The 24,257-nt window shown below is 59.8% G+C and carries 18 protein-coding genes and 1 riboswitch; of the genes, 8 read left to right on the plus strand and 10 right to left on the minus strand.

What is annotated here, in order from left to right:
* Positions 1-59 precede the first annotated feature (59 nt).
* Complete coding sequence (gene cysS, locus H8S56_RS23120; RefSeq protein WP_024687579.1) at positions 60-1,442, minus strand: cysteine--tRNA ligase; 1,383 nt, start codon at positions 1,440-1,442, stop codon at positions 60-62.
* A gap of 9 nt (positions 1,443-1,451) precedes the next feature.
* Positions 1,452-3,146, minus strand: coding sequence for a glutamine--tRNA ligase/YqeY domain fusion protein (locus H8S56_RS23125; RefSeq protein WP_024687578.1), 1,695 nt, complete (start codon positions 3,144-3,146; stop codon positions 1,452-1,454).
* Positions 3,147-3,355: 209 nt separating this feature from the next.
* On the opposite strand from H8S56_RS23125, the gene H8S56_RS23130 reads away from it, so the two are divergent.
* The gene (locus H8S56_RS23130; protein WP_024687577.1) at positions 3,356-3,859 is read left to right on the plus strand and encodes a peptidylprolyl isomerase; all 504 of its coding nucleotides are present in this window, start codon (positions 3,356-3,358) and stop codon (positions 3,857-3,859) included.
* On the plus strand, positions 3,856-4,632 hold the full coding sequence (gene lpxH, locus H8S56_RS23135) for a UDP-2,3-diacylglucosamine diphosphatase (RefSeq protein ID WP_024694148.1): 777 nt from the start codon (positions 3,856-3,858) through the stop codon (positions 4,630-4,632). The genes H8S56_RS23130 and lpxH overlap by 4 nt, the downstream gene beginning before the upstream one ends.
* Before the next feature lie 92 nt (positions 4,633-4,724).
* Here the strand turns inward: lpxH and H8S56_RS23140 are convergent, their stop codons facing one another.
* From H8S56_RS23140 to H8S56_RS23160, 5 genes are all read right to left on the minus strand, one after another.
* Positions 4,725-6,263: a DHA2 family efflux MFS transporter permease subunit gene (locus H8S56_RS23140; protein ID WP_187519888.1), complete on the minus strand. Its 1,539-nt coding sequence runs from the start codon at positions 6,261-6,263 to the stop codon at positions 4,725-4,727.
* A 63-nt stretch (positions 6,264-6,326) separates the two neighbouring features.
* Complete coding sequence (locus H8S56_RS23145) at positions 6,327-7,544, minus strand: HlyD family secretion protein (protein WP_024687574.1); 1,218 nt, start codon at positions 7,542-7,544, stop codon at positions 6,327-6,329.
* 70 nt (positions 7,545-7,614) lie between these two features.
* Positions 7,615-8,103: a MarR family winged helix-turn-helix transcriptional regulator gene (locus tag H8S56_RS23150; protein ID WP_024687573.1), complete on the minus strand. Its 489-nt coding sequence runs from the start codon at positions 8,101-8,103 to the stop codon at positions 7,615-7,617.
* 157 nt (positions 8,104-8,260) lie between these two features.
* Positions 8,261-8,872 carry a tRNA-(ms[2]io[6]A)-hydroxylase gene (gene miaE / locus H8S56_RS23155; protein ID WP_024694145.1) on the minus strand — a complete coding sequence of 204 codons (612 nt, stop codon included), beginning with the start codon at positions 8,870-8,872 and terminating at the stop codon, positions 8,261-8,263.
* An 81-nt stretch (positions 8,873-8,953) separates the two neighbouring features.
* Positions 8,954-9,424, minus strand: a complete 471-nt coding sequence (locus H8S56_RS23160) for a DUF1289 domain-containing protein (protein WP_024687571.1) — start codon at positions 9,422-9,424, stop codon at positions 8,954-8,956.
* Positions 9,425-9,825: 401 nt separating this feature from the next.
* Between H8S56_RS23160 and acnB the strand changes: the two genes are divergently transcribed.
* Positions 9,826-12,426 (plus strand): bifunctional aconitate hydratase 2/2-methylisocitrate dehydratase, encoded by a 2,601-nt coding sequence (gene acnB / locus H8S56_RS23165; protein WP_024694144.1) that lies wholly within the window; start codon positions 9,826-9,828, stop codon positions 12,424-12,426.
* Positions 12,427-12,626: 200 nt separating this feature from the next.
* Here the strand turns inward: acnB and H8S56_RS23170 are convergent, their stop codons facing one another.
* Positions 12,627-13,958, minus strand: coding sequence for an aminotransferase-like domain-containing protein (locus H8S56_RS23170; RefSeq protein ID WP_187519889.1), 1,332 nt, complete (start codon positions 13,956-13,958; stop codon positions 12,627-12,629).
* 94 nt (positions 13,959-14,052) lie between these two features.
* On the opposite strand from H8S56_RS23170, the gene H8S56_RS23175 reads away from it, so the two are divergent.
* Complete coding sequence (locus tag H8S56_RS23175) at positions 14,053-14,949, plus strand: DMT family transporter (RefSeq protein ID WP_187519890.1); 897 nt, start codon at positions 14,053-14,055, stop codon at positions 14,947-14,949.
* A 34-nt stretch (positions 14,950-14,983) separates the two neighbouring features.
* On the opposite strand, the gene H8S56_RS23180 is transcribed toward H8S56_RS23175, so the two are convergent.
* Positions 14,984-15,529, minus strand: a complete 546-nt coding sequence (locus tag H8S56_RS23180) for a DsbA family protein (RefSeq protein WP_187519891.1) — start codon at positions 15,527-15,529, stop codon at positions 14,984-14,986.
* A 245-nt stretch (positions 15,530-15,774) separates the two neighbouring features.
* Positions 15,775-15,943, plus strand: a riboswitch (yybP-ykoY riboswitch).
* A gap of 4 nt (positions 15,944-15,947) precedes the next feature.
* Between H8S56_RS23180 and mntP the strand changes: the two genes are divergently transcribed.
* Complete coding sequence (gene mntP, locus H8S56_RS23185; protein ID WP_187519892.1) at positions 15,948-16,514, plus strand: manganese efflux pump MntP; 567 nt, start codon at positions 15,948-15,950, stop codon at positions 16,512-16,514.
* Positions 16,515-16,623: 109 nt separating this feature from the next.
* On the opposite strand, the gene H8S56_RS23190 is transcribed toward mntP, so the two are convergent.
* Complete coding sequence (locus tag H8S56_RS23190; protein ID WP_024687565.1) at positions 16,624-21,480, minus strand: NAD-glutamate dehydrogenase; 4,857 nt, start codon at positions 21,478-21,480, stop codon at positions 16,624-16,626.
* A 371-nt stretch (positions 21,481-21,851) separates the two neighbouring features.
* Here H8S56_RS23190 and H8S56_RS23195 point away from each other — a divergent pair, with 371 nt between their 5' ends.
* The 3 genes from H8S56_RS23195 to H8S56_RS23205 all read left to right on the plus strand — a co-directional run bounded on the left by H8S56_RS23195 (position 21,852) and on the right by H8S56_RS23205 (position 24,256).
* Positions 21,852-22,211 carry a hypothetical protein gene (locus H8S56_RS23195; RefSeq protein ID WP_187519893.1) on the plus strand — a complete coding sequence of 120 codons (360 nt, stop codon included), beginning with the start codon at positions 21,852-21,854 and terminating at the stop codon, positions 22,209-22,211.
* Positions 22,212-22,262: 51 nt separating this feature from the next.
* Positions 22,263-23,012 (plus strand): amidohydrolase family protein, encoded by a 750-nt coding sequence (locus tag H8S56_RS23200; protein ID WP_024687563.1) that lies wholly within the window; start codon positions 22,263-22,265, stop codon positions 23,010-23,012.
* 284 nt (positions 23,013-23,296) lie between these two features.
* Positions 23,297-24,256, plus strand: coding sequence for an AAA family ATPase (locus H8S56_RS23205; protein WP_004883864.1), 960 nt, complete (start codon positions 23,297-23,299; stop codon positions 24,254-24,256).
* Position 24,257 lies beyond the last annotated feature (1 nt).

Raw genomic sequence — 24,257 nt, forward strand, 5'->3', positions numbered from 1 at the left:
GCCGGCAAGCCGCCTCCCACGGGGTATGCATTACATCGGTACGCCCATCCGGGATAACGTCAGTCCGCCAGACGCCAGGTCGTGCCGCCCTTGCCGTCTTCCAGCAGCACACCCATGGCCGTGATCTGATCGCGGATGCGATCGGATTCGGCCCAGTCCTTGGCAGCGCGAGCAGCCAGACGCGCCTGGATCAGCGCTTCCACTTCAGCAGCATCGACCCGGCCTTCGGCGCCTGCGCGCAAAAAGTCGTCGGCTTCAAGCTGCAACACGCCCAGTACGCTGGCCAACTGCTTGAGACGTGCCGCAAGGCCCGCCGCCGCAGCCAGATCGGTATCACGCAGACGGTTGATTTCCCGAACCATCTCGAACAGCACCGCACAGGCCTCGGGCGTGCCGAAGTCGTCATTCATCGCCGTAGAGAAACGCTCGACGAATGCCTCACCACCCGCAGGCTCGGCGACCGGCAGGCCTTTGAGCGCATGGTAGAAACGCTCCAGTGCGGCCTTGGACTCGCGCAGGCTGTCTTCGGAATAGTTGATAGCACTTCGATAATGACTCGACACCAGCAGGTAGCGCACCACTTCAGGGTGATACTTCTCCAGCACGTCGCGGATGGTGAAGAAGTTGTTCAAGGACTTGGACATCTTCTCGCCGTTGATGCGAATCATGCCGCAGTGCAACCAGGCATTGGCGTAAGTCTTGCCGGTCGCGGCCTCGCTCTGCGCGATCTCGTTTTCATGGTGCGGGAACTCAAGGTCGCTGCCGCCGCCGTGAATGTCGAACGTGTCACCCAGGCAGCAGGTCGACATCACCGAGCACTCGATATGCCAGCCAGGACGCCCCGGCCCCCAAGGCGAATCCCAGCTCGGCTCGCCCGGTTTGACGCCTTTCCAGAGCACGAAATCCAGCGGATCGTCCTTGGACTCGTCCACTTCGATTCGCGCGCCGATTCGCAGGTCTTCGATTTTCTTGCGCGACAGCTTGCCATAGCCGACGAACTTGCCGACGCGGTAGTACACGTCGCCGTTACCGGGCGCGTAGGCGTAACCCTTGTCGATCAGGGTCTGGATCATGGCGTGCATGCCGGCGATATGATCGGTGGCACGCGGCTCCATGTCCGGCTTGAGGATATTGAGGCGAGCCTCATCCTCGTGCATCGCGTCAATCATGCGCGCGGTCAGCGCGTCGAAGGACTCGCCGTTGTCACGCGCACGGTTGATGATCTTGTCGTCAATGTCGGTGATGTTGCGCACATACGTCAGCTCGTAACCGCTGAACCGCAACCAGCGGGTCACCAGATCGAACGCGACCATGCTGCGGCCATGGCCCAGGTGGCAGTAGTCGTACACGGTCATCCCGCACACGTACATGCGCACCTTGTTGCCATCCAGCGGTTTGAAAACTTCTTTGCTCTTGGTGAGCGTGTTGTAGATGGAGAGCACTGTCCTACCTCAGGTCCAGGAATCGCGCAGTGTCACTGTGCGGTTGAAGACCGGACGACCAGGTTTTGTATCCTTGATGTCGGCGCAGAAGTAACCTTCACGCTCGAACTGGAACCTGTCTTCCGGCTGTGCGTTAGCCAGCGAGGGTTCCGCACGACAACCGGTCAGCACCTGCAGAGAATCAGGGTTGATGTTTTCCAGGAAAGTAGCGCCATCTTCAGCCTTGTCAGGCGAAGGCGAGCGGAACAGGCGGTCGTACAGGCGTACTTCGCACTCCACGCTTGCATCGGCCGGTACCCAGTGAATAACGCCCTTGACCTTGCGACCCTCCGGGTTCTTGCCCAGGGTGTCAGGGTCGTAAGAGCAACGCAGCTCGACGATATTGCCTTCCGCATCCTTGATGGCTTCGTCGGCGCGGATCACGTAGCTGCCACGCAGGCGCACTTCGCCGTTGGGCTCAAGGCGCTTGTAGCCTTTTGGCGGCTCTTCCATGTAGTCGTCGCGGTCGATGTAGATCTCGCGCGCGAACGGCAACTGGCGCACGCCCAGGTCTTCCTTGGGGTGACGCGGCAGTTCAAGGTTTTCGACCTGACCTTCCGGGTAATTGGTGATCACGACCTTCAGCGGACGCAGGACGCACATGGCGCGCGGCGCATTGCGGTCCAGGTCATCGCGAATACTGAATTCGAGCATGCCGAAATCGACCACGCCGTCGGAACGGTTGGTACCGACCATTTCGCAGAAATTGCGAATCGAGGCTGGCGTATAACCACGACGGCGGAAGCCCGACAACGTGGACATGCGCGGATCGTCCCAGCCACTGACGTGCTTCTCGTCGACCAGTTGCTTGAGCTTGCGCTTGCTGGTCACGGTGTAGCTCAGGTTCAGGCGGGAGAACTCGTACTGACGCGGTTTGCACGGCACCGGCAGGTTGTCCAGGAACCAGTCATACAGCGGGCGATGGCTTTCGAATTCCAGGGTGCAGATCGAATGGGTGATGCCTTCGATGGCGTCCGACTGACCATGAGTGAAGTCATAGATCGGGTAAATGCACCATTTGTCACCGGTCTGGTGATGGTGTGCATGGCGAATGCGATACAGAATCGGGTCGCGCAGGTTCATGTTTGGCGACGCCATGTCGATCTTGGCGCGCAACACGCGAGCGCCGTCCTCGAACTCACCGGCCTTCATGCGGGCGAACAGGTCAAGGTTTTCCTCGACGCTGCGCTCACGAAACGGGCTGTTCTTGCCAGGCTCGGTCAGGGTGCCACGGTATTCGCGGGCCTGCTCGGGGGTCAGATCGTCCACGTAGGCCTTGCCGGACTTGATCAGCTCGACAGCCCAGTCATGCAGCTGATCGAAGTATTGCGAGGCGTAACGCACTTCGCCTGCCCACTCGAAACCCAGCCATTTGACATCGCTCATGATGGCGTCGATGTATTCCTGGTCTTCCTTGGCCGGGTTGGTGTCGTCGAAACGCAGGTGCGTCGCGCCGCCAAACTCATTGGCCAGGCCGAAGTTCACACAGATCGATTTGGCGTGACCGATGTGCAGGTAGCCGTTGGGCTCCGGCGGAAAGCGGGTCACGATCCGGGTGTGCTTGCCTGAGTCCAGGTCAGCCTGCACGATCGGGCGCAGGAAGTTGGTCGGTACGACAGGGCCTGCCTTTGAATTCGCAGCGGGTTCTGGAGTGGGCTTGCTCATAGGATCCTTGGACATAGCGAGTGCGCGGCCGGGGTAGGCCGACTAAATCAAAGCGCTTATCATAGCCGAAGCTGTCAAGTCCCTGACAACAGAGTGCAAGGTTGCAGGCAGAAAAGCGGCAAAAAGCGCGAAAAATGTAACCTCGTCTGTAAACTGCGCGTCAGGGTGATATTGCGCCCCTTCATGAACGCCAAGAGAGCGACTTCGATATGTCCAAAGTAAAACTGACTACCAACCACGGCGACATCGTTCTGCAATTGAACGCAGAAAAAGCTCCGCTGACCGTCGCCAACTTCATCGAATACGTCAACGCCGGCCATTATGAAAACACCGTATTTCACCGTGTGATCGGCAACTTCATGATCCAGGGTGGCGGTTTCGAGCCAGGCATGAAGGAAAAGAAAGACAAGCGTCCAAGCATCCAGAACGAAGCCGACAACGGCCTGCCGAACAAGAAGTACACCGTGGCCATGGCTCGCACCATGGAGCCGCATTCGGCATCCGCCCAGTTCTTCATCAACGTGGCTGACAACGCTTTCCTGAACCACAGCGCCAAGACCACTCAGGGCTGGGGCTACGCGGTATTTGCCGAAGTGATCGAAGGCACTGACGTCGTCGACAAGATCAAAGGTGTTGCGACCAGCAGCAAGGCCGGTCATCAGGACGTTCCGGTCGAAGACGTGATCATCGAAAAAGCAGAGATCGTTGAGTGATACTGCTGATCTCCGATCTGCATCTTGAGCAAGAACGCCCGGACATTACCCGGGCGTTTCTGGATCTGCTCGCAGGCAGGGCTCGCACCGCCGAGTCGCTGTATATCCTCGGGGATTTTTTCGAAGTCTGGATCGGTGACGACGCCATGTCGCCGTTCCAGCTTTCGATCTGCAAGGCCCTGCGCGAACTGAGCGACAGTGGCACGCAAATTTTTCTGATGCACGGCAACCGCGACTTCATGATCGGCAAGGGTTTCTGCAAGGCCGCAGGCTGCACGCTGCTGAGCGACCCGACCGTGGTGCAGTTGAACGGTGAGCCGGTGCTGTTGATGCACGGCGACAGCCTGTGCACACGTGATGAGGGCTACATCAGGATGCGCCGATACCTGCGCCATCCCTTGACCCTCTTCATTTTGCGTCATCTGCCCCTGGGCACTCGTCACAAGCTGGCGCGCAAGCTACGCAACGAAAGCCGCGCCAAAACCAGCCTGAAGGCCAACGACATCGTTGACGTGACCCCCGAAGAAGTGCCGCGCATCATGCAGCAGTTCGGCGTACATACGCTGGTCCACGGCCACACGCATCGTCCTGCGATTCACAAATTGCAGATCGGCGACGTCGCCGCCAGGCGTATCGTGCTGGGTGACTGGGATCGCCAGGGCTGGGCGTTGCAGGTGGATGAACAGGGGTTCAACCTGGGTTCGTTCGATTTTGTGCCGCAAGAGCAACGCACGCTGGCCCTGCCCTCTTCGCAGCAACCCGCTTCACGCTGATCGCGCCGACCCCTGAGGCGCCCTTTCAGCGTCTGAAATGACGCCATCGCCGGCACGCCGGCTTGCGCGGGATTTATCCAGTGAGCCTGGCATCAATGCCCTCCCCCCGCCGCTGGCCCCGCCTTAGCGGCAAAGGGTGGTTTGGCAAACCAGACCAGCAGGATCAACCCGGCAAACAGCCAGCTCAGCATGTAAAAGTAATCCACAGTGGACATCATGTACGCCTGGCCGTTGAGCACCTGTTCCAGCTGCGCATAGGCCTGCGGGCCGGCACCTCCCAGCGTATCGAGGGCATGGCGCGTGGTCGGGTCGTAGGTGCTGATGTTCTCGCTCAGGTAGGCATGGTGCTGCTCGGCACGGCGAATCCAGATCCAGGTGGTCAGCGATGCCGCAAAGCTGCCGCCCAAAGTACGCAGGAACGTGGCAAGACCCGAGCCATCGGCGATCTGATTGGGGGGCAGGTCCGACAACAGAATGCTCAACGTCGGCATGAAAAACAGCGCCACGCCGATCCCCATGAACAACTGCACCATGGCCACATGCTCGAAATCCACCTGACTGTTGAAGTTGGCGCGCATGAGGCAGCTCAGCCCCATGGCCAGGAACGCCAGACTGGCGAGCAGACGCAAATCGAATTTGTGCGCGTATTTGCCGACGAAGGGCGACATCAGGACCGGCAGTATACCGATCGGCGCCAGTGCCAGCCCGGCCCAGGTCGCGGTGTAACCCATCTGGGTCTGCAACCACTGTGGCAAGAGCAGATTGACGCCGAAAAAGGCGGAATACCCGCCAATCATCGCCAACGTACCCACCCTGAAATTGCGATAGGCAAACAAGCGCAGATTGACGATGGGATGCTTGTCGGTCAGCTCCCAGATCACGAACACGGCCAGCGCCACCAGCGAAATCAGCGAACCGATCACGATGAAATTCGACTCGAACCAGTCCAGGTTATTGCCCTTGTCCAGCACAATCTGCAAGGCACCGACGCCGATGATCAACGAGATAAGCCCTACATAGTCCAGCGGCTGCTGCTGGGTGTTGACGGGGCGCTTGGCCATCTGCATCCGCACCACGAAGGCCGCAAACAGTCCGATGGGAATATTGATGAAGAAAATCCACGGCCAGCTATAACTGTCGGTAATCCAGCCCCCCAGAATCGGCCCGACAATGGGCGCAACCACCGTGACCATCGCCAACAGGGCCAATGCCATACCCCGCTTTGCAGGCGGGTAGACCGCCAGCAACAGCGTCTGGCTCATCGGATAAAGAGGCCCGGCAACAATGCCCTGCAACGCCCGAAAGCCCACCAGCTCGGGCATTGACGTGGAAATGCCGCACAGAAAAGAGGCCAGCACGAAAAGCAGGGTCGCCCACAAAAATAATTTGACCTCGCCGAAGCGGCGGCTCAGCCAGCCGGTCAGTGGCAGCGCGATGGCGTTACTGACCGCAAACGAGGTGATGACCCAGGTACTCTGCTCCGAGCTGACGCCCAGGTTGCCTGCGATGGTCGGCAGGGCGACGTTGGCGATGGTGGTGTCCAGCACCTGCATGAATGTCGCCAGCGACAGACCGATGGTGCAGAGCAACAGGCTGGGCGGCGTGAAAGAAGCGGGGGCGTTGGTGCTCATCGCGAATCCCTGAAAACGTAGGCGACACCCCGGCCGAGCGGCCGGGGCTTGCGAATGGGCTGATCAGCGCTGGGCGGCTTTGGTTTTGTCGCTGGCGGCGCTGTTTTCATGGATCAGGCGCGCGATCAAGGCATCGGCATCGGCCAGCTGTTCCTTGTAGACCTGGGTGCTGAACGCCGCCTGCTTGGGCGGCTGTTGCGCCAGGACCGGGCCGCTCTGGTCATGCAGATTGACCTCGACGGTGGTTGACAGCCCGATCCTCAAGGGATGTTTCGCCAGTTCTTCAGGGTTGATATGAACCCGCACCGGCACTCGCTGAACGATCTTGATCCAGTTGCCGGTCGCGTTCTGGGCGGGCAACAGTGCAAACGCACTGCCGGTTCCGGCACCCAGGCTGTCGATGGTGCCGCTGTACTTCACATCGCTGCCGTACAGGTCGGAGCTGATCTCGACCGGCTGACCGATACGCATCTTGCCCAGCTGGGTTTCCTTGAAATTGGCGTCGATCCACAGCTGATCCAGCGGGATCACCGCCATGGTCGCCGTACCCGGCTGAACGCGCTGACCCAGTTGCACGCTACGCTTGGCGACGTAGCCGGTGACCGGTGCGACCAGCGTGGTTCGTTCGTTGGCCAGGTAAGCCTGACGCAGCTGCGCGGCAGCTGATTTCACATCTGGATGGGAGGACACCACGGTGTCATCCACCAGCGCCACACTGGTGCTCAACTGTTGCTGGATATTGTTAAGAGCACTCTGCGCGCTGGTCAGATCGTCCCGCGCGTGGGACAGCTCTTCCTGAGAAATCGCGCCGCCCGCCGCCAGACTGCGACGACGACTGTAATTGTCCTGCGCCGTCTGCACAGCCGCACGCTGCGCGGCCAGTTGCGCTTTCATGCCATCGACATTGCTGTACAGGCCGCGAACCTGGCGCACAACCTTGCCCAGATTGGCCTCGGCGCTTTGCAGTCCGACTTCGGCATCGCTGGGGTCGAAACGCAGCAATACCTGGCCCTCTCGAACCAGATCACCATCGTCGGCGGCAATGCTGATGACGGTGCCAGTGACCAGCGGCGTGATTTCAACCACGTTGCCGTTCACGTAGGCATCGTCGGTCTCCTCGCTCCATTGACCATACAGCTCATGCCATGCCCAGACCGCAAGGCCACACAGCACAACGACGATGGCAAGACCGATCAGCAGAAACTTGCGCTTGCCGGACTTCGGATCTTTGGGGTCTTTCTGTTCTGGGGCAGATGTGTGTTCAGCGGCGGCAGTGGCCATGACGATTACCTTGTAGTCTGCGAAACAGTTGAGCAATCGGCCAAACCGGCCGTCCGCAACGTCCTGTTATTCATCGTGTGCCTTTGGCGTTAAAGCTCAGGCGAGTCAGGGTGATGTGGTCATCGGCAGCGACCAGCACTTTGGTCAGGATTCGGCGCAGGGTCTCCACTTCTTCACTGTCCAGGGCCGCAAAGGTGTCGTTCATGGCATCCGCGCCGATCTGCGGAAGCAGGTCTGACAATGTCTGCCCTTGCGGCGTCAGCGCGACATGGACCTGTCGGCGATCGGTTGCGGATCGGGTACGCACGATCAACGCCTTCTGCTCCAGACGATCCAGCATGCGGGTCATCGAACCACTGTCCAGCGACAGGTGCCGACACAACTCCACCGGCGTGTCGGTCGAAAACTGGGCAATCACGATCAACACCTTGAACTGCGCAAACGTGACGTCATAAGGCAGCAGGTACTTGTCCAGCATGCGGTCTTTCAGCGCATTGGTACGGCCGACAAGCAGCCCGATCAGGCTGGAATCGAAATTGTCAGGGCTGAAATGTTTCAAAGAGTCACCCAAAATGCTGCTTAGGCAGTGATTACAAAATATTACTGCCTAAGCAGCCATTGTCAACGCATTTGTTAGCTTGCTTTCTAAATAGGCATAAAAAAACGACCGCTGGTTGGGCGGCCGTTTTTTGTCGTGCTGCACATCTATATCTATATCAGGCGGCGATCGGCACACCGCTGTGAAAGCGAAACTCTTCGTCAGGACTCTCGATCAGTTCGCGCTCAGCCAGGCGGATTTCCTCGATCTTGGCATCCACATCTGCCTTGTCACCGTAGGTGTAGGCCAGTTTCAGGTAATCCTGGAAATGCCGCGCCTCGGACTTGAGCAGGCTGCCATAGAACTTCGCCAGGTCTTCATCCAGATGCGGCACCAGCGCAGCGAAGCGTTCGCAAGAGCGGGCTTCGACAATAGCACCCACCACCAGCGCATCGGTCAGCCGGTAGGGATTGTGATTGCGCACCAACTTGCGCAACGCGCCGGCATAGCGCGCCGAGCTGATATTGGCCATGGGGATCTGGCGCTTTCTGATGATGCTGATCACCTGCTCGAAATGACGCAGTTCTTCACGGGCCAGACGCGACATTTTTGCCAGCAGATCGAACTTATCGTTGTACTGAAACATGAACTGGAACGCTGCCCCGGCGGCCTTCTTCTCATTGTTCGCGTGGTCGATCAGCAGGATATCCAGGTTGCGCAGTGCAGCCTGAACCCAACTGTCGGGCGTGCGGCAAAGCAGAAAGGCTTCGATTTCAGGGATCGGGTACATAGGCTCACAGAAGGTGCAGAGGCAAAGCCGGGCATTATACGAGGGCTGTAGCCGTCTCGCGAGACAAAAGCACTGCGCCGATCAGGCCCCGAACGCATCCTTGAGGAAGCCCGGCGCGATGTAGCGCTGATAGTGCGCCTCGGAGAGCAGGAAGAACTCCCGATCGATCGCATCGCGCAATTCCGGCAGCGACCAGTCGCGAAACTCGGGCAGCAGCACGAAACCGTAGGCCTCGACCTGACTGATGACCCGCGCTCCTCGCGCAATCAACTGATAAGCCCAGCAATACTCGGACTGATGCGGCACAAAACGGATCTTGCGCTGAGTCAGTTGCAGACGCAGCTTGTCGGCGTCGAAGATTTCGAGCTTGGCGGTCATTACCTGAACCAGCAGCTGCTCCAGACGCAGCCAGACCGCTCTTTTTTCTGCTTCGTTATAGCCATTCCAATGGATGACTTCGTGGTGGAAGCGTTTGCAGCCACGGCATACCAAATCCCCATAAACAGTGGAGCAAAGGCCGACGCAGGGTGTTTTGATGATGTGATCAGGCATGACTGGCGGGGCTTGAGGAGGCGAAACAGGAACTCATGTTAGTCCTTTGTCTAAGCACTTTCACCCCCGAAGATGTAGGGGCTAACTTACCTTTAGCGAAGATATGCCGTAGAATCAGCGAGCCTTTTAAGGCGCCAATGTCCGTTGGAAGCTGTTTTCAAAGCGTCACGAGCACAGTCAAGTTAATCCCGCAGTGCGGCGTCGACAGGCCATTCCCTCATCACGAATGGCCGTGTCGACTGCCTCTCCTCCCCGTCCTGCAGGCGTAAAACTTTGAAAACAGCTTCTGTTAGGAATTGCCGACACCCTGCCAACAAGGCTCAAAAGCCTTGCGTGGGTGCGGACAATTTCTGGATGAGCGTCCCGGACACCCATTTGGGACCACTGATGAGGGTAATACTGTGCTTGAAGCCTACCGTAAACACATCGAAGAGCGTGCCGCCCAGGGTATCGTGCCCCAGCCGCTTAACGCCGAACAAACCGCAGGCCTTATTGAGCTGCTGAAAAATCCCCCGGCTGGCGAAGAAGCTTTCCTTGTCGACCTGATCACCAATCGCGTTCCACCAGGCGTTGACGAGGCTGCCTACGTCAAGGCCGGTTTCCTGTCTGCCCTGGCCAAGGGCGAAGCCACTTCTCCCCTGATCGACAAAAAGCGTGCAACCGAACTGTTGGGCACCATGCAGGGTGGCTACAACATCGTCACGCTGGTTGACCTGCTCGACGACGCCACCCTGGCTCCGGTAGCCGCCGAACAACTCAAGCACACGCTGCTGATGTTCGACGCTTTCCACGACGTGGCCGAAAAAGCCAAGAGCGGCAACGCTCACGCCAAGGAAGTTCTGCAATCCTGGGCCGACGGCGAGTGGTTCAAGAAGCGCCCGATGCTGGCCGACAAGATCAGCCTGCGCGTGTTCAAGGTCACCGGCGAAACCAACACCGACGACCTGTCCCCGGCACCTGATGCCTGGTCGCGTCCCGACATCCCGCTGCACGCTCTGGCCATGCTGAAAATGGCCCGCGACGGGATCGTACCGGACGTCCAGGGCTCCATCGGCCCGATGAAGCAGATCGAAGAAATGCGCGGCCAGGGTTTCCCTATCGCCTACGTCGGTGACGTGGTCGGTACCGGCTCCTCGCGCAAATCGGCAACCAACTCGGTGCTGTGGTTCTTCGGCGACGACGTTCCTTACGTGCCGAACAAGCGCGCCGGCGGCTTCTGCTTCGGCAGCAAGATCGCTCCGATCTTCTACAACACCATGGAAGATGCGGGCGCCCTGCCAATCGAATTCGATGTCTCGAACATCAACATGGGCGACGTGATCGACGTCTACCCGTACGCTGGCAAGGTCTGCAAGCACGACAGCGACGAAGTCATCACCACCTTCGAAATGAAGACCCCGGTACTGTTGGACGAAGTCCGCGCCGGCGGCCGCATTCCGTTGATCATCGGCCGCGGCCTGACCAGCAAGGCACGCGCCGAACTGGGCCTGCCAGCCTTCGACCTGTTCAAGACCCCAGACCAGCCAGCCGAAAGCACCAAGGGTTTCACCCTGGCGCAGAAGATGGTCGGCAAGGCCTGTGGCGTAGCAGGTATCCGCCCGGGCACCTACTGCGAACCGAAGATGACCACCGTCGGCTCCCAGGACACCACTGGCCCGATGACCCGCGACGAGCTGAAAGACCTGGCGTGCCTGGGCTTCTCGACCGATCTGGTCATGCAGTCCTTCTGCCACACCGCAGCCTATCCAAAGCCGATCGACGTCAAGACGCACCACACGCTGCCTGACTTCATCATGACCCGTGGCGGCGTATCCCTGCGTCCGGGCGACGGCATCATCCACAGCTGGCTGAACCGCATGCTGCTGCCGGACACCGTCGGCACCGGTGGCGACTCGCACACCCGCTTCCCGATCGGCATCTCCTTCCCGGCAGGTTCAGGCCTGGTTGCGTTCGCAGCTGCTACGGGCGTAATGCCGCTGGACATGCCGGAATCGATCCTGGTTCGCTTCAAGGGCAAGATGCAGCCTGGCATCACCCTGCGTGACCTGGTTCACGCCATTCCGTACTACGCGATTCAGGCTGGCCTGCTGACTGTAGAGAAGAAAGGCAAGAAGAACGCGTTCTCCGGCCGCATCCTGGAAATCGAAGGCCTGGACAACCTGAGCATCGAGCAGGCTTTCGAGCTGTCCGACGCTTCGGCCGAACGTTCGGCAGCCGGTTGCACCATCAAGCTGGCCAAAGAGCCGATCATCGAGTACCTGAACTCCAACATCACCCTGCTGCGCTGGATGATCGAACAGGGCTACGGCGACCCACGCACCCTGGAGCGTCGTGCTCAGGCCATGGAAGCCTGGGTTGCCAACCCTGAGCTGCTGGAAGCCGACAAGGACGCCGAGTACGCTGAAATCATCGAAATCGACCTGGCCGACATCAAAGAGCCTGTGCTCTGCGCGCCGAACGACCCGGACGATGCGCGCCTGCTGTCTTCGGTACAGGGCGAGAAGATCGACGAAGTGTTCATCGGTTCGTGCATGACCAACATCGGCCACTTCCGCGCTGCGGGCAAGTTGCTGGACAAGGTCAAGGGCCAGTTGCCGACACGCCTGTGGCTGTCGCCGCCAACCAAGATGGATGCTCATCAACTGACCGAAGAAGGCTACTACGGCATCTACGGCAAGGCCGGCGCGCGCATGGAAATGCCGGGCTGCTCGCTGTGCATGGGTAACCAGGCACGCGTCGAGCCGAACTCGACCGTTGTGTCGACGTCGACCCGTAACTTCCCGAACCGTCTGGGTGACGGCGCGAACGTCTACCTGGCCTCGGCCGAACTGGCGTCCGTCGCATCGATCCTGGGTCGCCTGCCGACCGTTGAAGAGTACATGGGCTACGCCCAGCAGATCGACACCATGGCAGCGGACGTATACCGCTACCTGAGCTTCGATCAGATCGCCGAGTTCCGTGAAGCCGCAGCGAACGCCAACATTCCGGTCGTTCAAGCGTAACAACGAAACACTGCGTTGAAAGAACCCCGCCTTGTGCGGGGTTTTTTTATGCCTGGAGAAAAGTGGCCGTAGGTGAGCTTGCTCTGGGCGGCAATCCGACGAAGGCAAGGTACAGGCTGTGGCGTCAGCGCCAGGCCTTTCGCGAGCAAGCTCGCTCCCACAAAAAACCGCTTTTATTCAGCAAATTGCATGTTGTTCCGCTACAGGTAATCCCCAATCACACGCCTGACCTTCTCCAGCCCATCGCGCAGCTCATCCATACTCACCGATCCCAACGCCAGTCGCAGGGCATGAGGCACGCTGACGGAGGTCGCAAAGGGCTCGGCGGTCGATACCGCAACCTTCTCCTGCAACAAGGCCATGGCGATCTGATCGGCACGGGCGTCCTCCGGCAGCGGCAGCCAGAGAAAATAAGATGAGGGATGGCCCACGAATTCGATCCCTCCAAACACTTTGCGAGCCACCGCCTGCCTGGCCTGGGCGTCATGCCGCTTCTCGGCCTCCAGTTTCAGAACGGTGCCATCTTCAATCCATCCCGTCGCAATGGCGGTCAGCACCCCAGGCGTGTTCCAGGTGGTAGCCCGGATGACACGCTCCATGGCCTGCACCTTGTCGGCGGGCGCGGCAATAAATCCTACCCGCAGGCCCGTGGCGACACTCTTGGACAGGCCCGACACATAGATCGTCCGCTCAGGTGCCAGCATCGCCAGAGGCGCGGGAGGCTTGTCGGCCAAAAACGCGTACGCGGCGTCTTCGATGATCAGCACGTCATGCCTGCGTGCGAGCGCTACCCATTGTTCACGCCGGTCCTGGCTCATCACCCAGCCGAGCGGGTTGTGCAGCGTCGGCATGGTGTAGAGCGCCTTTACGGGGCGACTGAGACACAGCCGCTCGAACGCATCCGGATCGGGACCCTCGCCAAGCGACGGCAAAGGCACCACTTCGAGGTGCAGCGCCTGTGCCAGCACTTTGAACCCCGAATACGTCAGGGCGTCGGCGGCGATGACATCACCGGGTTTGAGCAACGCCATCAGCGCAATGGCCAACCCCTGTTGCGCCCCATTGGTGAGTAACACCTGCTCAGGCTCGACCGTCAGCCCGCGTACACGCAAATGACGCGCGACAACAGCGCGCTCGTGCGGACGTCCGGCGTGGGGTTGATAACGCAGCAATGACTCAAGATCACCCGACAAGGCCAACTGCCGTAGCGCCGTGCGCAACAAATCGGCCTGACCGGGCAGCGACGGGTAGTTGAAATTGAGGTCGATCATGTCGACGGCCACGGCTTTCTGGTCGATTCCAAGGCCTGGCGAGAGCGCGGTTTCGCGAACGAACGTGCCACGTCCGGTCTCACCACTGACCAGCCCCATGGCCTCAAGCTCGGCATAGACCCGCGTGGCCGTCACAAGCGCTAGCCCATGGTCGGCCGCCAACTGACGATGCGTGGGCAGACGTGCGCCTGGCGACAGGCGTGCCGAGCGAATGTCTGCCGCCATCTGGTCCACCACCGATTTGTAACGTGAGCGAGGCATAGCCAATGTATCCATGACGATTTTTTGATTGTATTGAATGGCAGCCCTACGATGCACCCATCCAGCCCGATTGAACAGACTCGAGAAACGCTTCATGGAACAGACAGTGATTCCATCCCGCACGACCGCTCCCACATCCCGCAGCGGATGGCTGAACGGCCTGATCGGCGTACTGATCTTCAGTGGTTCGCTGCCTGCTACGCGACTGGCCGTGATGGCGTTCGACCCACTGTTCCTAACCTTCGCCCGCGCAACCATCGCCGCAACCCTGGCCATCGGCATGCTTGTGGCGCTCAAGGAAAGACGCCCGGCAAACAACCAGTTTCTTTCCCTGGGTATCGTTGCGCTGGGCGTGGTGCTGGGTTTTCCATTGCTGACCGCGCTGGCGCTGGAACACGTCACTTCGGCGCACTCCATCGTATTCGTCGGCCTGCTGCCGCTGACCACTGCAGTCTTCGGCGTGCTGCGAGGCGGTGAGCGGCCAAGTCGTGCCTTCTGGCTGTTCTCAATACTGGGCAGCGCGATAGTGGTGGGTTTTGCTCTGGCTCAGGGCATCAGCGCTTCAGTCACGGGAGACGCCCTGATGCTGCTGGCCATTATCGTCTGCGGGCTGGGCTATGCCGAGGGTGCCAGGCTGTCGAGGACACTGGGCGGCTGGCAGGTCATCTGCTGGGCTTTGGTACTTGCCCTGCCTATGATGCTGACGCTGGCGGTCATCAGCGCACCCTCCTCGCTTTCAGGCATTACCGCCGGGGCGTGGGCCAGCCTGTTTTACGTTTCGGTTTTCAGCATGCTGATCGGCTTCGTATTCTGGTATCGCGGGCTGGCACAGGGCGGCATAGCAGCGGTCGGCCAACTTCAGTTGTTGCAGCCTTTCTTCGGCCTGGCACTGGCCGCCACACTGCTTGGCGAGCCTGTCAGCCTCGGCATGCTGGGTGTCACGGTTGCAGTCATCGGCTGTGTTGCAGGTGCCAGAAGGTTCTCCAGATAACGACCGGTCGTCACAAGGCCAGCACTTGCGCCAGTCAGCCCAACTGAAGCTGCGACAGCCACTGCTCGACCGCATCACCGCTGCTCATCGCAGGCTGCACCAGGCCATCGACCATGAACGTCGGGGACACGTGGATACCATTCTGGCGAGCGTATTTGCAGTGCCATTTGATGACCTGTTCAAGTTCAGGCTGCGCAAACGCTTCGGCCAGCGGGACGCCGCTGTAGCGTTCCAGGCGGGCAATGATGTCGTTTGGTGTGGCGTCGAGATTGGGGCCGCTGGCGTGGTGCTCGAATTCGAATTCATCGCGATGCGCCGCAACGGCTTCCATCACGGACTTGGCCGTATCCTTGCCGCCTTCAAGGGTTGAAGCGGCGAGGATGCAGCGCACAATCACGCCGGAAAACAGGTGCCACGGCTGGGACTGCAGCCGGATCTTGATCGTGAGGCGGTCTTCGCCTGCCTGCTCCAGCAACCTGTCGAGTTTGCGCAAGGCCTTGACCGAAAATGGGCACGTGGGCTCAAGGAACACCTCAAGAATGCGAGGGCCGTGGCCCCATGAAAGTGTGTCTGCCTGCATGGTGAGTGGCTCTCCTTTCAATGACTGTCGAATTATCGTACTGCGGGAACGTCGCTGACCTATATCGAATGATGTCTCGACTCGACACCAGAAACGACCGCGAACACACCCTGCAACTGAACGTCGATCGCGCCAATGAGTTCCGTAAAGCGCCCTGTGTGAGCCGCTGAGAGATCACGGTCCACGACTAGATTACGCGCTGCCGATTAATATCTTTTTCACATTCGTATGGCTATAGTGGCTTCCCTTGTTGGGGAGTAGCCTGTTCCGGACTCAGGTCACGGAGCGTTCGCATCAACATTCTCGGCAGCATGCCGTGGTGCGGACACCTTTTGGTTGGCGAGACCAACGATGCATCCATGCCTAAAGTCGGGCGTGTGGTTGCGTCGTTGACTCATAGCCCGACTGGATGTCCACCGTGAATCCCATTTCCCTCATTTTCCTCGCCCTTGCGATGTCCACGGACGCTTTTGCAGCAGCCTTGGGCAAAGGTGCCAGCCTTCACAAACCCCGCTTTATCGAAGCCGTGCGAACAGGACTGATCTTCGGTGTCATCGAAGCCATCACGCCCATCATTGGCTGGAGTATCGGGCAGGTAGCGACCCGATTCGTGGAAAGCTGGGATCACTGGATTGCCTTTGTCCTGCTGCTCGTGCTGGGTCTGCACATGATCTATAACGGGCTTAAACATGACGATGAGGAAGAGGAGAAACCAGGCCAGCACTCGTTCCTGATCCTGGCGATCACCGCGTTCGCCACCAGCATCGATGCCTTGGCAGTGGGCGTGGGTCTGGCCTTCGTGGACGTTAATATTCTGGTCGCGGCTGCGGCGATAGGCCTGGCCACAACCGTGATGGTGACCATTGGCGTGCTGCTGGGTCGTGCGCTGGGAACCGTCGTAGGCAAGCGCGCCGAAATTGTCGGTGGCGTGGTGTTGATGCTGGTCGGTGCGACCATCCTCTACGAACACCTGTCCGCCGTGTGATCGACTGACCGGCGAGAACCGCATCCGGCATCGAAACCATTTTCCGGATCGGCACAAAAAAACCCGCCTCTCTCAAGGCGGGTTTTTTCGTTAAGCGTCAGTCAAACCTTCAAACCGTGACAGCCTGCCCGCTCATGGCCAGGTCCAGCAGCTCGCGGTTGGCGACGGCGTACATGGCGTAGTCGGTACCGCTTGCAGCACGCAGTTCGACCAGCATGGCGCGCCAGCGCTCGACCATGGAAGCGTGCTGTTCCAGCCACAGCGCCAGGCGCTCTTCCACGTCCGCAGGACCGTCCGGCATCTGCAGGACCGACACGGTGATCGCCCGTTGTTGCCAGTCGATGTCGTCGCGGAACGCTTCGCGTGCCAGAGCCTGCCAGTTGTTTTCCACCGGCAGGCTGCTGATCTGCTGCAGGTACCAGGTCACGTCCAGCGCGCTGCCTACGGCGAAATACACCTTGGCCACGTCGGCAGCATTCTGCCCCGTGACATCGGAGGCTTCGATGATCGGCAATAGCGTGTACAGGTGCGTGGTGCCCGCCACCATGCGTGCCAGCAACTCAGGCACACCGGCTTCGACATAGGCCTGATAACGCGCCTGCCAGACTTCGCGAGTCGGGCCTTCCAGCAGCTCGTCGAGCTTGAGACCCAGTGCGGCGATGTGCGGACCGAAGTGCGCCACGTCACGACCGGCGTCCAGTTCGTTGCGACGGCTGCGCAGGAACCAGCGTGTGGCACGACGCCCAAGACGCATCAGCTCATCCATCAACGACAACTGGATTTCTGCCGACACCTTGTAGTCCAGCGCCTCGATCTGACGGAACCAGTGTGGGAGGTGGAAGATGTCACGCACGATCACGTAGGCACCGGCCACGTTGGCAGCACTCATGCCGGTCGACTCTTTGAGTCGCTGCACGAAGGTGATGCCCATGTGGTTGACCAGATCGTTGGCGATCTGGGTGCTGACGATTTCGCGCTTCAGGCGGTGACTGCGCATGGCAACGGAGAACTTGGCGCCCAGCGATTGCGGGAACGCCGTTTCCATGTCGCGGGCCAGATAGTCGTCGTCTGGAACACGGGATTCCAGCAACGCTTCCTTGAGGTCGATCTTGCTGTAGGAAATCAAGACCGACAGCTCGGCACGGCTCAGACCATGACCGGCCGAGACGCGCTCGACGATCTGGTCTTCGGCTGGCAGAAACTCGATGGCACGGTCCAGCTTGCCACGGGCTTCCAGGTCGTTCATCAGACGCTTGTATTCAGCGATGCGGTCATAGGCACGGCGAGCGGCCAGGGACAACGCCTGCGTCTGCTTGTAGTTGTTGCCCAGCACCAGATGGCCAACTTCGTCGGTCATGCTTTCGAGCAACTGGTTGCGCTGCTTCTCGGTCATGTCGCCGGCCTGCACCACTTCGTTGAGCAGGATCTTGATGTTCACTTCGTGGTCGGAGCAGTCCACACCACCGGCGTTGTCGATGAAGTCGGTGTTGGTCGCGCCACCATTGAGGCCGAACTCGACACGGCCCAGCTGGGTCATGCCCAGGTTGCCGCCCTCGCCCACCACTTTGCAGCGCAGTTCGTTGCCATCGACACGCAGCGCGTCGTTGGCCTTGTCGCCCACGTCCGCATGGGACTCTTCGCTGGACTTCACGTACGTACCGATGCCGCCGTTCCACAACAGGTCCACTGGCGCCTTGAGCAGCGCGTGCAGCAGTTCGGTCGGGGTCAGTTTGTCGGCCTTGATGTCGAAGCGCGCCTTCATCTGTTCGGTGATGGCGATGCTCTTGGCGCTGCGCGGGAAGATTCCGCCGCCAGCGGACATGATGCTGGTGTCGTAATCGGTCCAGGCCGAGCGCGGCAGGTCGAACAGACGCTGACGCTCGACGAAGCTGGTGGCCGGGTCCGGATTCGGATCGATGAAGATGTGCAGGTGGTTGAAGGCTGCGACCAGTTGCAGCTTGTCGGACATCAACAGGCCGTTACCGAACACATCGCCGGCCATGTCGCCGATGCCGATCACGCTGATGCTGTCCTGCTGAACGTTGATATCACGCTCACGGAAGTGACGCTGCACGCCAACCCACGCGCCCTTGGCGGTGATGCCCATCTTCTTGTGGTCGTAGCCGGCCGAACCGCCGGACGCAAATGCGTCGCCCAGCCAGAAGCCGTAATCGATGGCGATGCCGTTGGCGATGTCGGAGAAGGTCGCGGTGCCTTTGTCGGCGGCGACGACCAGGTATGGGTCGTCGTCATCGTGGCGAACCACGTTGACCGGCGGCACCAGCACGCCTTCCTTGAGGTTGTCGGTGATGTCCAGCAGGCCCGAGATGAAGATGCGATAGCAGGCGATGGCCTCGGCCTGTATTTCGTCACGGTTGCCGTTGGTCGGCAGGCGGCGCGGCACGAAGCCACCTTTGGCGCCGACCGGCACGATGACCGAGTTCTTCACCTGCTGGGCTTTGACCAGACCCAGCACTTCGGTACGGAAGTCTTCTTCACGGTCCGACCAGCGCAGACCGCCACGGGCCACATTGCCGAAGCGCAGGTGCACGCCTTCAACGCGCGGCGAGTAGACAAAAATCTCGAACTTGGGCACCGGTTTCGGCAGTTCGGGAATCAGACGCGGGTTGAACTTGAAGCTGAAATAGCTCTTGCTCTGACCATTGGCGTCGGTCTGGTAGAAGTTGGTCCGCAAGGTCGCCTTGATCAGGTCCAGGTAGCGACGCAGGATGCGGTCTTCGTTGAGCACCTGGACATCGTCCAGCGCGGTCAGGATGGCCTGTTCCAGACGAAGTTGCTTGTCGTCCAGGTCATCCGAGCCGAGTTTGCGCGCCAGATAGAAGCGGGTCTTGAACAGACGCGTCAGCTCGCGGGCGATGTCGGTGTGGTTGTTCAGCGTGGTGGCGATGTAACCCAGGTCGAAGCCCAGACGAATCTGCTTCAGGTAACGGGCATAGGCCCTGAGCAACGCCACATCGCGCCACGGCAGACCAGCCGTCAGCACCAGACGGTTGAAGGCATCGTTCTCGGCATCACCGCGCACAATGTGTACGAACGCATCCTGCAACGTGTCGTTGAGCTGCTGAATGTCAAGGTTCAAGCCTTCGCCGTAGGTAAAGGCGAAGTCGTGAATCCAGAACTCGCGACCGTTGGCGTGGTGCAGGCGATACGGGAACTCGCCCAGCACACGCAGGCCGAGGTTTTCCAGAATCGGCAGCACATCGGACAGCGCCAGCGGGGTGTCGGCGTGGTACAGCTTGCAATGCAGTTGCTGACGACCTCCGGCAAGAGGCTGGTAGAAGCTCATCACCAATGGATTGGTTTCGCTCAGGCTCAGCACGTGCTGCATGTCGACCACAGCCGAATGCGCCGCGAAACGCTCGCGATAGCCTGCCGGGAAGCCTTTCGGGAAGTCGGCCAGCACGTTGGTGCCCTGGGCTTCGCCGAAGCTTTCGACGACCAGGCTGGCGTAATCGTCCTTCCAGGAACGGCAGGCCTGAATGACCTCGTTTTCAAGTTGGGCGACGTCGATTTCCAGATTGATCTTCGGGTCCACGCGCAAAATCAGCTGAACGCGGGCCAGTACCGATTCAGAGAAGAACGTCCAGAACTCGCAATCGCTGGCTTTGAGACGCTCCATCAGCACTTGCTGGATCTTTTGCCGAACCTCCGTGGAATACACGTCACGTGGCACGTAGGCCAGGCAGTAGCAGAAACGGCCGTACGGGTCCTTGCGCAGGAACACGCGAATCTTGTTGCGCTCCTGAATCTGCACGATGGACATGACGGTGGTGAACAGCTCGTCCACCGGGGTCTGGAACAGGTCGTCGCGTGGCAGCACTTCGACTACCTGCGCCAGCTCCTTGCCCAGGTGCGCCTTGGCATCGAAGCCGGAACGACGCTCGACTTCGGCGACCTTGCGGCGGATGTACGGGATCTGCCGCACGCTCTCGCCGTACACCGACGAGGTGTAAAGGCCCATGAAGCGGCATTCCTTGATGACCTTGCCGGACGCGTCGATCTGACGGATCGAAACGAAATCCGGATACGCCGGGCGGTGCACGCGGCTCGGCACCGCAGCCTTGGCGAACGACAGCAACATCGGCTCCTGCAGGTATTTCACTGCGTAGTCTTCGATGTGCAGCTCTTCACGGCTCAGGCCTGGACGCAGCAGCTTGGTCAGGCCCAGGAACGACGACTCGTCGTACACCAGTTGACCGCCGTCGGCGTCGCTGCGCACTTCAAACTCTTCGTAGCCCAGGAAGGTGAAGTGGTTGTCCACCAGCCATTCCAGAAAGACCTTGATCTCGGCCTTTTCTTCGGCGTCGGTGTTGGATTCATTGGCGTCAATGCTGCTCAGCAAATCACGCAGGCGCGCTTTCATCGGCTCGAAATCTTCAACCGCAGCGCGGACCTCGCCCAGCACCTGCTCCAGCTCACGAGCCAGTACGTTCAACTCGCCGGCGTTGGCACAGCGGTCGATCTCCAGGTACATCAGCGATTCCTGCAACACGTCGTCGCCGGTCGTGCCCTTGGGCAACAACTCCAGCAGCTCGCCGGCAGCCCCACGTCGAACGCTCAGCACGGTGGTTTGCAGGGTGTGGATGCTGTAACCGCGACGGTTCAGCTCGGTGCGCACGGAGTCGACCAAAAATGGCAGGTCATGATGCAGCACTTCGACGGCAGTGTGAGTCGACTGCCATCCATGACGCTCGTAGTCGGGGTTGTAGACCCGCACCTGTGGCCGGGCGTGTTCGAAACGCTCCAGCAGGCGCCAGGCGGACAGCGTGCAGCCCGCAAGGTCGGACAGTCGACGCTGAGTGAGTTCATCCAGTGAAATGATGCCGAAGAACTGTTCAGCGAACAGCGCCACTTGTGGCAGTGCCTGCTCGCTGATGTGCTGAGCCAGTGCCGATTGCAGTTGATGCTGGAAGTCGGACTTGCTGGCTGCGGTGAAGAACGCCATCTGTGGTACTCCGCTTTGGCTTTTATTGGGGAGGCTTGAAGAAGGTGTTGTGATCCGGGTGTAAAGGCATCCGCTTGCGTGGACACCCCCTGATCGAGTGTAAAGCTAAAGTACTAACGCCTGCCGTGTCAGGGTAGTCACATTTGAATGACGGCGCGCCTGTCATGTGAAACAGGCGTGACGCATTCACGCGCACGTCTTTGGTGCAGCTTAACGACAGCGGACCGGACACTACTTACGAGGCTGCGACATATTCGGTCATCGTCTAGCAGGCAAACACGCACGATGGTGCCAATATAAGCCGACAAAATGTGTTCCAGACTGGCAAAATCCGCACTGCCTGCCCAACGCTGAAAAAATGGAAACCGACCATGCACATCAAGACTACCAGCCTCATCGTCAACCCCTGCGATGACGAATACGACAATATGGCCCTGCTCTGCTGTCACGGCGAGAACGGCGATCTGTTTTCGCTGACCCGTTTTCCTGATGAAAACGAGGTGGAAATCACGGTCCGCGACGACAAGGCCCACACTGTTTCGAAGCTGAACGTGACGTTCAGCGCGGAGCGTCTGCTGGTCGAGATCGACCCGGCCGATGGCAAACAACTCGACGGCCATGATCGTTACGAAATTCTGCACAGCACCGCGGCAGGCGAGCTGCGTGAGGTCGAAGAAACCCTGCAGATCCTCCTGAAAGACGTGGGCAACTACGTCAGCGAACTCGCCTGAGCAACCCTTTAGAGTCATCTAGAGTCATCGTTCAGCCACACGGAGCCTGCCATGCCTGCGATCTTCGACGCCCATTGCCACATCATCGACCCGCATTTTCCGCTTCAAGCCAATAACGGCTTCCTGCCCGAGCCGTTCGGCGTTGCAGACTATCTGGCAGCGGTCGAGCCGCTTGGCGTCATCGGTGGGGCTGTCGTTTCCGGATCGTTTCAAGGCTTCGACCAGGGTTATCTGCTTGCTGCGCTGAACCGTCTGGGTCCGGGTTTCGTGGGGGTCACTCAACTGCCCGCCAGCGTCACTGACGCGCAACTGCAAACGCTCAACGAGTCTGGCGTGCGCGCCCTGCGCTTCAACCTCAAGCGTGGCGGTTCGGAACAGCTCGACCAATTGGAAGCCCTTGCCCTGCGGGTTCACCGTGAGGTGGGCTGGCACTCGGAACTGTACATCGACTCCCGCGAGCTGGCCGACATCGAATCCCGTCTGCTGAGGCTACCTGCCGTCAGCATCGATCATCTGGGATTGAGCGCTGACGGTTTACCGGTGTTGCTGCGCCTGGCCGAGCAGGGTGTAAGGATCAAGGCCTGCGGCTTCGGGCGAGTCGATTTTCCGGTGTCGTCAACGTTGAAAGACATTCATTCGGCCAACCCCGACGCCCTGATGTTCGGCACCGACCTGCCCTCCACCCGCGCGCCGCGACCATTCGAACCGGGTGATATCGCTCTGGTAATTGAGGCGCTGGGTGACAGCGGCGCGCAAAAGGTGCTGTGGGGCAATGCAGCGGCGTTTTACCGGCTGCCATGAGCAAGCTGGCGGGTTGTGAAAATGAGCCTGCCTTGGGCCGCAATCGGAAGAAGGCGCGCCGTCAGACACAATGCACGTTACCCAAGAACAGGCCACTCACCTCTAATTCCTACAAAGAACAGACAGACTCTGCGGGACAATTCCCAAATAAACGTCTGAACTGTCTCTAAACTCCATAAAAAACCCTGGAGTCGTTAGTCGATACCCGCCCGAATGAATTAAAGTATCGCCCCCAGCCTGCTGTCGCTCGACGCGGCTGATTACCCTGCCAGGAACAGTCACCGATGGAACATCGTGAGGCGCTGATTGCGCTGCGAACATTTCTTTCAACGCAAATCCTCGGCCAGGAAAAACTGATCGAACGCCTGCTCATTGCCCTGCTTGCCGACGGCCACATGCTGGTCGAAGGTGCCCCGGGTCTGGCCAAGACCAAAGCCATCAAGGAATTGGCAGAAGGCATCGAAGCACAGTTTCACCGCATTCAATTCACTCCCGACCTGCTGCCCGCCGATATTACCGGTACCGAGATCTATCGTCCGGAAACCGGCAGCTTCGTGTTCCAGCAGGGGCCTATCTTTCACAACCTGGTCCTGGCGGATGAAATCAACCGTGCGCCAGCCAAGGTCCAGTCGGCGCTGCTGGAGGCCATGGCCGAGCGTCAGGTCAGTGTCGGGCGCAGCACCTATGATCTTTCGCCGCTGTTCCTGGTCATGGCGACCCAGAACCCCATCGAGCAGGAAGGCACCTATCCACTGCCTGAAGCGCAGCTTGACCGCTTCCTGATGCACGTCAAGATCGGCTTCCCGGATGCTGCTGTCGAACGCAAGATCCTGCAACAGGCTCGCGGCGAAGCGCTGAACGGCGAAACCAAGCCGGAGCGCCGCGTCAGCCAGCAAGCCATTTTTGCCGCGCGCAAAGAGATCCTTGGCCTGTACATGGCCGACGCCGTGGAGGAATACCTGGTGCAACTGGTCATGGCGACCCGTACGCCTGCCAAGTTCGATCAGGAACTGGCCGAGTGGATCGCCTATGGCGCCAGCCCGCGCGGCTCAATCTCGCTGGACCGCTGCGCACGGGCGCACGCCTGGCTGGCCGGACGCGACTTCGTCAGCCCCGAAGACATTCAGGCGGTGCTGTTCGATGTGCTGCGCCATCGCATTATCCTGTCGTTCGAGGCCGAAGCCGCCGGTATCGATCAGGACCGCGTGATTCAGCGGATCCTCGACGTCGTAGCCGTCGCCTGAG

This window comes from Pseudomonas triticifolii, from assembly GCF_014358015.1.
Classification (GTDB): domain Bacteria; phylum Pseudomonadota; class Gammaproteobacteria; order Pseudomonadales; family Pseudomonadaceae; genus Aquipseudomonas; species Aquipseudomonas triticifolii.

What these genes read in the sequence shown, in the direction of transcription:
- miaE (WP_024694145.1), bottom strand. Translation starts at nt 8,872, where the DNA reads ATGTACCCGATCCCTGAAATCGAAGCCTTTCTGCTTTGCCGCACGCCC.
- H8S56_RS23195 (WP_187519893.1), top strand. Translation starts at nt 21,852, where the DNA reads ATGCACATCAAGACTACCAGCCTCATCGTCAACCCCTGCGATGACGAA.
- H8S56_RS23170 (WP_187519889.1), bottom strand. Translation starts at nt 13,958, where the DNA reads ATGCCTCGCTCACGTTACAAATCGGTGGTGGACCAGATGGCGGCAGAC.
- H8S56_RS23175 (WP_187519890.1), top strand. Translation starts at nt 14,053, where the DNA reads ATGGAACAGACAGTGATTCCATCCCGCACGACCGCTCCCACATCCCGC.
- H8S56_RS23190 (WP_024687565.1), bottom strand. Translation starts at nt 21,480, where the DNA reads ATGGCGTTCTTCACCGCAGCCAGCAAGTCCGACTTCCAGCATCAACTG.
- H8S56_RS23125 (WP_024687578.1), bottom strand. Translation starts at nt 3,146, where the DNA reads ATGAGCAAGCCCACTCCAGAACCCGCTGCGAATTCAAAGGCAGGCCCT.
- H8S56_RS23200 (WP_024687563.1), top strand. Translation starts at nt 22,263, where the DNA reads ATGCCTGCGATCTTCGACGCCCATTGCCACATCATCGACCCGCATTTT.
- H8S56_RS23205 (WP_004883864.1), top strand. Translation starts at nt 23,297, where the DNA reads ATGGAACATCGTGAGGCGCTGATTGCGCTGCGAACATTTCTTTCAACG.
- H8S56_RS23180 (WP_187519891.1), bottom strand. Translation starts at nt 15,529, where the DNA reads ATGCAGGCAGACACACTTTCATGGGGCCACGGCCCTCGCATTCTTGAG.
- H8S56_RS23130 (WP_024687577.1), top strand. Translation starts at nt 3,356, where the DNA reads ATGTCCAAAGTAAAACTGACTACCAACCACGGCGACATCGTTCTGCAA.
- H8S56_RS23140 (WP_187519888.1), bottom strand. Translation starts at nt 6,263, where the DNA reads ATGAGCACCAACGCCCCCGCTTCTTTCACGCCGCCCAGCCTGTTGCTC.
- H8S56_RS23160 (WP_024687571.1), bottom strand. Translation starts at nt 9,424, where the DNA reads ATGCCTGATCACATCATCAAAACACCCTGCGTCGGCCTTTGCTCCACT.
- H8S56_RS23145 (WP_024687574.1), bottom strand. Translation starts at nt 7,544, where the DNA reads ATGGCCACTGCCGCCGCTGAACACACATCTGCCCCAGAACAGAAAGAC.